Source organism: Acinetobacter celticus (assembly GCF_001707755.1).
GTDB classification, from domain to species: Bacteria; Pseudomonadota; Gammaproteobacteria; order Pseudomonadales; family Moraxellaceae; genus Acinetobacter; species Acinetobacter celticus.
In genome coordinates this window covers 1-12237 of sequence record NZ_MBDL01000006.1, presented here as the reverse complement: position 1 = coordinate 12237, position 12237 = coordinate 1, and the positions used below count along the sequence as shown (strand labels likewise).

The 12237-nt window shown below is 39.8% G+C and carries 11 protein-coding genes; 10 read left to right on the top strand and 1 reads right to left on the bottom strand.

The features are described from left to right. From BBP83_RS04200 to BBP83_RS04180, 5 genes are all read left to right on the top strand, one after another. The coding region (locus BBP83_RS04200) for a 3-keto-5-aminohexanoate cleavage protein (protein ID WP_141689949.1) at positions 1–535 on the top strand (535 nt) is incomplete at its 5' end. Positions 536–663: 128 nt separating this feature from the next. Continuing rightward, entirely contained in the window at positions 664–1983 is a 1320-nt protein-coding gene (locus BBP83_RS04195) for an MFS transporter (RefSeq protein ID WP_068886167.1), read from the top strand. 8 nt (positions 1984–1991) lie between these two features. Next, positions 1992–2648, top strand: coding sequence for a DsbA family oxidoreductase (locus tag BBP83_RS04190; protein WP_068886166.1), 657 nt, complete (start codon positions 1992–1994; stop codon positions 2646–2648). Then, positions 2645–2962, top strand: a complete 318-nt coding sequence (locus BBP83_RS04185) for a Rieske (2Fe-2S) protein (protein ID WP_068886165.1) — start codon at positions 2645–2647, stop codon at positions 2960–2962. Before BBP83_RS04190 ends, BBP83_RS04185 begins: the two co-directional genes overlap by 4 nt. Position 2963: 1 nt before the next feature. Continuing rightward, on the top strand, positions 2964–3995 hold the full coding sequence (locus BBP83_RS04180; RefSeq protein WP_068886164.1) for a YeiH family protein: 1032 nt from the start codon (positions 2964–2966) through the stop codon (positions 3993–3995). Positions 3996–4212: 217 nt separating this feature from the next. Here BBP83_RS04180 and BBP83_RS04175 read toward each other — a convergent pair whose 3' ends face one another. Continuing rightward, the gene (locus BBP83_RS04175; RefSeq protein ID WP_068886163.1) at positions 4213–5226 is read right to left on the bottom strand and encodes an AraC family transcriptional regulator; all 1014 of its coding nucleotides are present in this window, start codon (positions 5224–5226) and stop codon (positions 4213–4215) included. A gap of 620 nt (positions 5227–5846) precedes the next feature. Between BBP83_RS04175 and BBP83_RS04170 the strand changes: the two genes are divergently transcribed. From BBP83_RS04170 to BBP83_RS04150, 5 genes are all read left to right on the top strand, one after another. Beyond that, on the top strand, positions 5847–6452 hold the full coding sequence (locus BBP83_RS04170) for an RBBP9/YdeN family alpha/beta hydrolase (RefSeq protein WP_068886162.1): 606 nt from the start codon (positions 5847–5849) through the stop codon (positions 6450–6452). A 362-nt stretch (positions 6453–6814) separates the two neighbouring features. After that, positions 6815–8650: a DUF1302 domain-containing protein gene (locus BBP83_RS04165; RefSeq protein WP_068886161.1), complete on the top strand. Its 1836-nt coding sequence runs from the start codon at positions 6815–6817 to the stop codon at positions 8648–8650. Positions 8651–8783: 133 nt separating this feature from the next. Further along, positions 8784–9809 (top strand): AraC family transcriptional regulator, encoded by a 1026-nt coding sequence (locus BBP83_RS04160; RefSeq protein WP_068886160.1) that lies wholly within the window; start codon positions 8784–8786, stop codon positions 9807–9809. A 489-nt stretch (positions 9810–10298) separates the two neighbouring features. Beyond that, positions 10299–11930 (top strand): long-chain-fatty-acid--CoA ligase, encoded by a 1632-nt coding sequence (locus tag BBP83_RS04155; RefSeq protein WP_068886159.1) that lies wholly within the window; start codon positions 10299–10301, stop codon positions 11928–11930. A 39-nt stretch (positions 11931–11969) separates the two neighbouring features. Continuing rightward, on the top strand, positions 11970–12237 hold a 268-nt coding region (locus BBP83_RS04150; protein ID WP_171258033.1), incomplete at its 3' end, for an isocitrate lyase/phosphoenolpyruvate mutase family protein.

The window sequence follows — 12237 nt, the reverse complement described above, 5'->3', positions numbered from 1 at the left end:
TGAATGGCTCATTGAGCATTTGAAGCGTTTAGCAGCAAATGGTATCCAACCACATTTCCAATTGACGGGTATGCATGGCTTGGAAACGCTTGAACGTATGGTGCGTAAAGGTCAATACATGGGTCCAATGAACTTAACTTGGATTGGTATTGGCGGTGGTTTTGATGGGCCAAACCCATTTAACTTCTTTAACTTCCTGAACCGTGTTCCAGATGGTTGTACTTTAACCTCTGAGTCATTGCTAAAAAATGTCTTACCGTTTAACACCATGTCTATGGCAATGGGTATGCATGCACGTGTGGGCAATGAAGATACCATCATTGATCATAAAGGTGAGCGTTTCGGTTCGGTTGATCAGATCAAACAAACTGTACGTATTGCACATGAGTTAGGTCGTGATATTGCAAGTGGTCAAGAAGCACGTGAAATTTACCGTATAGGCGTGCAGTACAACAGTATTGAAGAAACCTTATTGGCAAATGGCATGGCACCAAACCGTGTTGCAGGTCAAAAAGGCGTACCACAACGTAAATGATGTAAAGCCTGAGTCATAAGGATATAAGGCTTGGGTTACGACAAAGGGGCGGGGATAAGTATTTTGGCTAAAACGATCCTCGCTTTTTAGGCTCTACAATAAACATTATAAAAATACATGGAGGTTGTATGAATGCACATCACGCATTAGATGCACAGACGGATACATCAATGGGTATTCCTCGTCGTTATGCATGGTTAGTCTTTGCGTTAACATTTGGTTTATTGATTTCAGACTATATGTCACGCCAGGTTTTAAATGCAGTCTTTCCATTATTGAAAAGTGAATGGATGCTTACTGACAGTCAACTTGGTTGGCTCAGCGGTATTGTGGCACTTATGGTGGGACTTTTAACTTTACCTTTGTCATTTTTAGCCGATCGTTTTGGTCGAGTGAAAAGCTTAACCATCATGGCTGTGCTATGGAGCCTAGCAACTTTAGGTTGTGCACTTGCAGAAAGCTATGGACAAATGTTTACGGCTCGTTTCCTTGTCGGTGTCGGTGAAGCTGCCTATGGTAGTGTCGGTATTGCTGTTGTGATGTCAATTTTCCCGAAAGAAATGCGTGCAACTTTAGCCAGTGCCTTTATGGCAGGCGGTATGTGTGGTTCATTTTTGGGCATGGCACTCGGCGGTGTAATGGCGGAACATTTCGGTTGGCGCTGGGCATTTGGCGGAATGGCTACTTTTGGCTTAATGCTCGCATTGTTGTATCCAATTGTGGTGAAAGAGAAGAAAATTAATCCATCGGGTCAAGCATATACCAAAGAGCAGCAACCTGTAAAAGTAAAGAATGCGCTGAAAACGCTCTATTCTTCACGCACAGTTATCGCCACTTATATTGGTAGCGGTTTACAGCTCTTTGTTGCAGGTTCAATTATCGTTTGGATGCCAAGTTATCTCAATCGTTACTATGCAATGCCAACCGACAAAGCTGGTATTTTAGCTGCCGTAATTGTATTGGGTGGTGCAGTAGGAACTATTTTTTGTGGCATGTTAAGCGACCGTTTAGGTCGTGTGCGTGCAGATCGTAAAACAAGTTTAGCCATCAGTTTTTGTTTAGGCAGTTGTTTATTGCTTTCCGCGGCATTTGCGCTCCCTGCGGGAACAGTGCAATTGGTCTTGCTGTGTTTAGGTGTATTTATTGTGATTGGTACCAATGGCCCTTCAATGGCGATGGTGGCGAATCTGACCCACAATTCTGTCCACAGTTCGGCATTTGCAACCTTGACCATTGCCAATAATTTATTGGGTCTCGCACTTGGTCCACTGGTCATTGGTAAAGTTTCAGATCATCTTGGTTTACATGGTGCATTTCAATTAATGCCTTTGATGAGTGTCTTTGCGGCAGCCGTATTCTTTTATGCTAAACGTCATTATCACAATGATATTACACGCTTAACAGAACAAGGTTTATTGCCACCGAGCGCACCACAGCAATATAAATAGGATGCCTAATGATGTCACGTATTTTAAGCATAGATGTTTTTTTTGATTTTATTTGTCCTTGGTGCTTAATCGGTAAGCGCCAGTTGGAAAGTGCGATTAAAAAGCTACAACAAAGCCATCCCGATGTTGATGTGCTTTTGCGATGGCATGGTGTACAACTGTTGCCTCAGATTCCATTGGATGGCGTTCCATTTGAAGCTTTTTATTTAAAAAGACTGGGTAGTGTAACGGCCATGCGAATGCGACAGGCTCAAGTGCGCCAAGCGGCAAAAGTGGTCGGGGTCGATATCGACTTTGAGCGAATTTATCGCATGCCCAATACCGCCAAGGCGCATAGTTTGTTCATCAATGCTTTCAAAATATCTAGCCCTGAACAAATTGAACGGCTTCTGGAAGGGTTATTTTCAGCTTATTTTCATCATTCAGAAAATATTGGTGAATCTGCTGTACTACGTAAAATTGCCATGTATTGTGGTTATGCAGAAGATGTTATAGAGCAAATTTTAACGCAACCAAACATTCCCTTTATTTCTAAAGATACTGGTGGAAAAGGTGTCCCATACTTTGTTTTTGGTGGCAGTTTTGCCATGGCAGGTGCACATCCAGCGGATGCCTTATATAAAGCAATGCTTGATGCCCTTGCAGTACAAGGACAGGCCGTATGACATTGCGTTTTGAAGTACCACGCGAAAAAGTACCCGACTTAGGTGGGCGTACTTTTTTGAAAGTGGAAGATAAGTTTCTGGTGCTATTTAATATTAATGAGCAATTCTATGCCATTGATGATAGCTGTCCTCATCAGGGGGCATCTTTGTTTAGTGGAAAACTAGAAGGCTGTACCCTTCAGTGTGGCGCACATGGACTAAAATTTGATTTAACCAGTGGTTTTATGCTGAATTCAACCCATTTAAAAGTCTCTTCTTATCCAGTGGAAATTGTAGAAGAACAGCTATTCATTGTATTAAATCAGGGAGAATGACATGAGTAATTCAAGTCGATTTAATTTCAGTAATAGCCTGAATTGGACACAGCGGATTCGTGAGTTAGCACCTGGTTTTACGGTGAGTTTAGTGGCGGCAGCTGCTGCTACTTTTTTATCAGAGCATTATGGCGCACCCGTCATGTTGTTTGCTTTGTTGCTAGGCATGGGACTGAGTTTTTTATCTGTTGAAGGGCGCTGCAAAGCAGGGATTGAATTTACTGCACGTACTGTAATGCGTATTGGTATTGCCTTACTGGGAATGCGTATTACTTTAGAGCAGATTACAGCTTTGGGCTGGCAACCTGTAGCCTTAGTGGTCACACTTATTATTGTGACGATTTCAGTATCTGTTGTGGTGGCTAAACTGATTGGTTTTCAGCGTCTTTTTGGCATGTTAACAGGTGGAGCAACCGCAATTTGTGGTGCTTCTGCAGCGTTGGCGCTATCGGTTGCGTTACCGAATCATCCACAAAAAGAAAAAGCAACATTATTTACGGTGATTGGTGTTTCAGCGCTATCAACCATCGCCATGATTGTGTATCCCATGATTGCACAATGGCTTGAATTATCACCTCAACATGCAGGGATATTTTTAGGTGCAACCATTCATGATGTTGCACAAGTGGTCGGTGCAGGGTACAGCATGTCGACAGAAACTGGTGATACAGCAACTGTCGTGAAACTGATGCGCGTGGCTATGCTGTTACCCGTGATTGTATGTGCTGCCATGATTACACGTATGCAAGGTAGTACGGAATCGAATGGTCAGCGTCCGCCTTTATTGCCTTGGTTTGCTGTGGGCTTTTTAATTCTTGCTTGTATTAATAGTACGGGTTGGGTGCCAACAGTTGTGCAAGGCGGAATCAATGAACTATCTCGTTGGTGTCTCGTGATTTCAATTAGTGCACTTGGAATGAAAACCCAGTTTAAAGAGTTGGCGACGGTTGGTATTAAACCTGTGCTCTTTATGGTCGGAGAAAGTATTTTCCTTGTTCTACTGGTCTTAACATTAATGCATTGGTTATTTTAATTTATGCTTTTACTACATAAAAATTAAACAGCTTTGCTGATCAACCGATAGATGGAGTTGATCAGCAAAAAAAATGACTGTCTGAAACCTTAAGTCATGTTGTTCATACATCACTTTTAGTGATTATCTATTGATGGGTATTTAAAATTAGACAGGCAATTAAAAGAGGCATTTATGCCTCTCTATTTTTTATTACAGTCAGCTACTTTTAATGTGGCTAATGAGCGCTTGAATGATTACTACGCCAAGTCGTAGGTGAAACACCAAATTGACTGATAAACCAACGTGTAAAAGAGCTTGGCATAGAATAGCCTAAAATATCGGACACTTGACCAAGTGAATAATTCAGATTTTTAAGATAGCGGAAGACTAGAACACGTCGTACATCGTTAATTAAAGTACTAAAACTAGTGTTGGAGGCTTCTAAACGACGCTGTAGGGTGCGGATATTGACCCCATGCGTGTTTGCTACTTGTGCAATCGTAGCGCGTCCCATCGGTAAAAGGAGGTAAATACTTTTACGAATATCAAAAATAATTGACGATTCATTTTCATTTTGCAAAAGATCAATATCTAAATAGCGCTGCGCATGATCTGCCATGGCTGTGTTGGCTTGTGGGTTGGTTTTGTCTAGCTCGGCAATGGTACAAACAATGCCGTTAAACTCACTCCCAAACTTTAAAGCACATCCAAATATCCGTTGATGGACAGCAATATCTTGGGGAGCGTTATGGGTGAAATGTACACTTAATGGATGCCATTTTTGGGACAATAATGCACCACAAAAACGATGGGTAATCCCTAAAGCCAACTCAATGGCTTGGCGACTATGCGCTGAAAATTCCGAAATGACTTCTACCCGAATAATAACGGTATTGCCAATTTCTTCCAGATAAATTTCTAGTGCATTGTTGATAGTGTTTCTATATCTAACAATGGTTTGAAGTGCATCTCGCAAGGTGTGTTGATAACTTAATAATAGGCTCAGTTCGCCAAAATCTGCAAGTTGGCGTTGTTCGGCCATATGTAAACCGAATACTTCACAACCACTGAGATGTGCAGATTGTTCCAGTAAGCTGATGGCTTTATCAACTGGAATGCGCTGTTTAGCATCATTGAGTTGGGCAGGGTAAATGCCTGCACTGGACAATAAATGATACGGATTTAGGTCTAAGCGTTGGCTTACATCAAAATAATTTTTGAGCACAGCTATATGAGCAAGTGGGACCATGATTCTCTCCCTGTCGTTCAATCAGTCATCCTGACTGAATTTATTTTTAATCAATATCCATTACTTTTAAAAGTACCAGTTTTTACGTTTCAATAGTGCTGATTTTTGTTCAAAATAGGTATTCTTAAAAAATTATCCTTTGCCATTTATTTAAATGGTAAACACTCCGTTTTAAATTGAGTCACGACTTCAAATCTGTTGGTGATTATTCATTTGAAACTTTAAGTATTGTCTACCAATTAGACCTGATAACCAACCCCGACATAAGTCATAAATTAGCCTCAGTCAATTTTTATGGCGGACTACATTCATCCTGTGTTTGTAAAAATTTCCTTGGCGGTCGTATCGAGGCATCTTCTTTAATAGAAGCTCTAACATGCGTGGTGTCGGCTTTGCCTTGAGCTCAGTCAGGGCGTGACAATTTAACGAATTCGGCCTATTTCTCTTTTTTTAATTTATGGTTGGGTCTTTTTTTAAAGGCGCTGCTTCAATCGTTTGTCGTTAAATGACAAGTCAGTGTCGTTCAATGTATATCACTTCATGCCTCATCAATTTATGTTGGAGAAGAACTGGCCTTATTCCAAAGAATGGCAAAGTATAAATACTTTATAGGTATATACATGGAAAAAATATTCACAAATTCGACGGTACTTATTATTCCAGGCTTGCGAGACCACGTTGAAGAACATTGGCAGACTTTACTTGAAGCTCGTTTAGAGAAAGTTCGTTCTGTTCCACCAGCAGAAACAGACAAACTGAATTGTGCAAATCGTGTGGCACGAATTCAAGCAGAACTGGAAAAAATTGAAGGGCCGGTTATTTTGGTGGCACACAGTGCAGGTGTATTGATGACGATACATTGGGCGACACAACATCAGCATAATATTCAAGGGGCATTGTTGGTCGCACCACCAGATCTTTCACAGAGTTGGCCAGACAATTATCCCAGTCCAGATGCACTAAAAATGGAAGGTTGGAGTCCTTTACCTAATCAAAAACTGTCTTTTCCAAGCATTGTTGTCGCAAGTACCAATGACCATTTAGCGCAGTTTGACGCAGTACAACAGATGGCAAAAGTATGGGGGAGTCAGCTAGTGAACGCAGGCGCAGTGGGACATTTAAACCCTGCCGCTGGTTTTGGTCCTTGGCCTATGGCTGAGCAGTTGATCGCACAGCTTGATGTTCAACATGTAAAAAGTGCTCAGAATTCATCTTTAAGCGTTTAAACATTATTTTTGATTTTTTGTGGCTGTACACAAAGTAAATATCAGCATGATTTTTAGAGTAAAGGGTCTTGCTAGAGATTAAGAAATATAAAAAATCACTGGGCTGAAATGAGTTAACGGTAAATGACCAAAAGACTGATTTTTATGACCAGATGACAAATTTTCGCATGTTAGAACAGGTAGTTTAATTCCCAAGCTAAAGGATAGCTTAAACAACAAAGACGAATTAAGGCGAATAAAATGTGCGTTAAAAAATAAGGGAATAAATTCGGTCTACTAGTGATGTAGCTCTAATTTTATTCAGTTATAACGCAGTAAAAATTCAATAATGAATAGATAAATCATATCGATATGGAGATGATATGGTCAGTAAAGTTTTTAAAAATAAGACATCTGTTTACCCAAACACACAATTGAAAAAGCTGAGTGTATTGATGGGACTAATATTTGCTGTGTCCCATGTTCAAGCAACCAGTTATACCTTGAATGATCAATGGAAATTAGTCACCAATACCAGTGTGAGTCTTGGGCAAAGTTGGAGTACACAAAATCCTGATGGTGCATTGCTCTATAAACCAGATGCGCTCAGCATTGGTAAAGAAGGATCGAGCATTGACATTAACGGTGATAATGGTCGTGCCAATTTTGACAAAGGAGACCCGATTTCACAAATCTTTAAGGGCTTGACCGAAGTTCGTTTAGAAGGTCAACAGCAAGGAGCTGTGCTCAGTGCAAAATATTGGTATGACCATGCTTATGAAACTGGACATGGTGATTTCATTGCATTTGATGATTCGGCGTTTCCACGTCTTGTAAAATATAAAGGCATTGACCTTTGGGATGCATATATTTGGAAAAACTTTAAGTTCGAAAATGATAAAAGTTTAGAGTTAAAACTGGGTAAACACGCATTGATCTGGGGGAAATCACAATTCTTCCAAAATGGGCTGAATAGTGTCAGTGCTTTTGACTATGCGGCAATGAATCGACCTGGTGGAGATGTGAAAGAACGCATTATTCCAGTAGAAATGTTCTCTTTTGTTGCTGGACTGACGGATAAACTTAAGGTTGAAGGTTTTTATCAATTTAAATTTAGACCTTCAGTGGTAGACGGTTGCGGTACTTTCTTTCAAGTGTCCGATGTCTTTGCAGAAAACTGTGGTCCGTTGTTAGTTGGTGGCCCAGGGCTTACCACAGATGAAGCGATGAATGGGCCTTTAGATTTTACTGTGGCACGTTTACCCAGTGAATATGCAAAAAACAGTGGTCAATTCGGTATAGCAATTAAACAAACCATTCCAAGTCTTAACAATGCTGAGCTTGGCGCTTATTATGCAAATTACCACAGTCGCATTTTGCATTTTGATGGGGTGGTGGTTTCTGCGCCAGGTGTAGCAAACTATCATACCGCTAGAATTGTCTCGGTTTATCCAGAAGATATCGAGATGTATGGTTTAAGTTTAACAGGCAAAATTGGTAAGACGGCTATTTTTAGTGAGTTAAATTATAAGCCAAATATGCCACTGCACTTTAACAGTACTGACATGGTCTATGCACAGGCTTTATACCCTGATACGCCACTGACTAAACCAGGTGAAATTTTAGCATTGGGTGAACGAGTCAATGGTTTTGCTCGTGTGCCTGTTACGCAGTTTACACTTGGTGCTGCCAGTACCATTCCGAATGTACTTGGAGCAAGTGCTTTATCCTTAGTGGGTGAGCTGGGCGTCAATCATATTGGTGATACCGATAAGTATAATTTTGGTCGTAGTGGTGCATTTGGTCGTAGTGGTTTATCGACAGGTGCCTATGATCCAGCAAAACCAGGAACATACTGTATTGCACCTAAGACTGGTGGCTTATCAGATCAAGAAATTCAAGATATGAATGCAAAGTACTGTAATGATGAAGGGTTTTTTGAGGCGTGGTCAGCGGGTTATCGTTTGCGCGGTGCTTTGAGTTATAACGATTTACTTCCTCAAACCACGGTATCCCCAAGTTTGATGTTCCGTCACGATGTGCATGGTTATGGTCCAAATTTCCAAGAAGGTCAAATGGCAATTTCTGTCGGTGTTTCTGCAACATATCAAAAGAAATATACCGCTGAAATTGGTTATACCAACTTCTTTGGTAACAATGAGTTTAGTACTTTAGATGACCGTGATTTTGCTTCATTGGTATTTAAAACGAGTTTCTAATGCATTTCAAACTCTGATTGTTTAATGAAGATTAAACCTGAATAAGTCATGTGTAGATCACATGACTTATTTTGTAAGTTAAATTTGAAAAATTGATGAAATAATTGCGTACAGGTTTGGATTAGAGGTCAATATGCACGACATTGAATTAACACTGCAAGAGCAATCTAACCCCATCGGCATTTTGAACCTGATTGCAAATTACTTAGAAGAACATGGCTTTGATGCACGAACTATTTTTGAAAACTTTGATATTCAACGTGAAGATTTAAAAAATAATTTGCTTCCCATTTCTTTGCAAACCCAAGGTCGTATTTTTCAAGCGGTAGAAAAATTAACAGGCTGTGATCATTTGGGGCTATTAATTGGGAAAAAAGCGCAATTTTCAAATATTGGCCCTTTACGGTTTTTGGTACTCAATGCTGCTACTATGCGGGATGCGATACAGAGCCTATTTCAGTATGGGAGCATGTGGTATAGGGGGCAAAAATTAGATTTACAGGAAGATCAGGGCTATGCACGTATTTCTATGCATATTGATGGTGACATCCCCGGAAAAGAACAATATCAAACAGCCTATTTAGTCGCTATGGTGTCCATTATTGAATTAATTTTGGGAAAATCTTGGCGTCCATCCTTCGTGCGAATTTCTTACCCAAAGCCAAAGTGTGCGCATCTGTATGAAAAAGCGTTTGGCTGTCCTGTGTGGTTTGGTCAGTCGCAGCATGAAATTTTGTTTCCACAAGAACAGTTAGATCAAAACAGGATAGGACATGATCACCAGTTAGATCAATTTTTGCGTCAACATCTTTCAGAATTACAAAGTCATGACCATGTAGACATGATTGGTCAAATTTGCAAAATTATTGAAGAACTTTTACCTCATCGAAACTGTAATGTTGAACGAGTCGCTGAGTATTTTTCAATTCACCGTTTTACGTTGTACCGCTATTTAAATAAGTATCAAACGAATTTTGAGTCTTTATTAGAAGCAACTCGAAAAAAAATTGCAGTTAAATTATTAAAAAATAAAAAATTGATGATTTTAGAAGTCGCAAATCAAGTGGGTTATGACGATCAGGCTAATTTTACCCGTGCATTTAAACGTTGGTATGGTATTACACCGGGACGTTGGCGACGCATAAATATTCATGTATAAACAGTCGTTTTAAGAGCATTTTGTTATTTGGGAATATTGTATTTTTGCGCTCGGAATTTCATTGACTCATCACTTTATCACTATCTTTAAGCTTAAAAGCATTACATTTGAGCCTAAGTAGCAAAGGTTATGGTGTCCGTTCAATACCTTCCTTAGATTTGCAACATCGTCATTTACCGTTGTCCTTTATGTATGCCCAAGATTCTATTCAGATTTTAAAAGATTAGAAAATCCAGCGGTATCCTTGATCAAGCGTTTTTGAATGGATATCACTTTTTAAAATATCAATTATCTGTATAAATAATTAATAAAAACAAATAATTAAGGAGATTATTATTTTTTGTTTGCAAGTGACGAAATGACAAATTATGACAACCAAAAGACAAATTTGGAATAAAAAAAACTTGTATTTTAAAGACTGATCACTGAACGAATGGACTGTGGATCTTAAACAATAAGTCTAAAAAGATTTTAAATAAGGATGTTTTGATGATTGGAAATATGATGTTTCAGCCTTTATTGATCAGTAGCCTCATTGAGCATGCGGCAACTTATCATGCAGATACGGCTATTATTTCAAAAAACACAGATGGTTCAATCACCCATAGTTCTTGGGGAAATATTGCCAAAAATTCAAAACGTTTTGCTAATGTTTTACAGTCATTTGATTTTGCGGTCAGTGATAGAGTTGCGACGCTGGCATGGAATAACCATCGTCATTTAGAAACATGGTACGGCATTTCAGGCAGTGGTTTAATTTGCCACACCATTAACCCAAGGCTTTTTCCTGAACAGCTGACATACATCATTAACGATGCCAATGACAAAGCACTAATTTTTGATAAAACCTTTCTTAATTTAGTATTGTCGATTAAAGATTCGCTTCCTTATATTGAGCATTTTATTTGCTTAGATGCATATGATGAAAAAATTCAAAACGCTTTTCCTGAAGTATTGTTTTATGACGAATTAATTGAAAGCCAGTCTGCACATTTTGATTGGCCTGAATTAGATGAATCTAAAGCCAGTTCACTGTGCTATACCTCGGGAACTACGGGACATCCGAAAGGGGTTTTATACAGTCATCGCTCAACTGTCCTGCATAGCTATGCCACATGTTTACCCGATTCTTTTAATTTTTCAGCCAAAGACTGCATCTTACCTGTGGTGCCAATGTTCCATGTCAACGCATGGGGAACACCGTATGCTGCTGCTATGGCAGGCTGTAGCATGGTTTTACCAGGCCCAATGTTAGATGGTGCAAGTTTAGTACAGTTGATTGATCAATATCAGGTGACCAATGCTTTAGGCGTACCGACCATTTGGCAAGGTCTATTAACTGCTGCTCGCCAGTCGGGTTCTCAGCTGAAAAGCTTGCAACGTAATGTTGTTGGTGGTGCCGCTTGCCCGCCATCCATGGTGCAGGCCTTTAAAGATGAATTCCAATGTGAAACGATTCATGCTTGGGGGATGACTGAAACCAGTCCTATGGGTGTGGTCAATCAGCTGAAAGCAAAACATTTAAAACTGGATGAATCAGCACAGTTTGAATTGCGGTTTGCGCAGGGTCGTCCACCTTTTGGTGTCAATATTCGTATCAGCGATGATGAAAAAGGTCGTACAGAATTAGCAAGAGATGGCCAAACCACAGGACATTTACAAATTAAAGGACATTGGATTGTCGAATCCTATTTTAATCAGTTCACAAATACTGTAACGGAAGATGGCTGGTTTGATACGGGTGACATGGCAACCATCGATCAAGATGGCTATATGGTGATCAGCGACCGCTCTAAAGATTTAATTAAATCAGGTGGCGAATGGATCTCATCGGTCGAACTAGAAAATATTGCAATCGCACACCCTGAAATTGACATGGTTGCTGTTATTGCAGCAACGCATCTAAAGTGGGATGAAAGACCTGTTTTAATTGCGAAAAAATCAGCTTCAAGTCAAGTGACTGAAGATACGATTTTAGCGTTTTACACCGACAAAATTGCGAAATGGCAAATTCCTGACAAAGTTATTTTTGTGGACTCCATTCCAGTTGGTGGCACAGGTAAAGTACTGAAAAAAGATTTACGCGAAATTTATGGTTCAATTTTATTGGCAGTGGAATAAACATTTTCATTCAATAAATTAATGCTTAAGGAAAGGAATATGACAGAACAAACGTCTGCAGGTTTGAGATTTAGACAAGCTCTAGAAGTGGAAAAACCATTACAGATCATCGGTACAGTCAATGCTTATGCAGCAATGATGGCGAAACAGGTGGGTTACAAAGCCCTTTATGTTTCGGGTGCCGGTGTTGCCAACTACTCTTATGGTCTGCCTGATTTAGGGATGACCAGTCTGGATAACGTTTTAGAAGATGTCCGTCGTATTACCGAGCGTGTTGATACTCCACTTTTGGTGGACATTGATACAG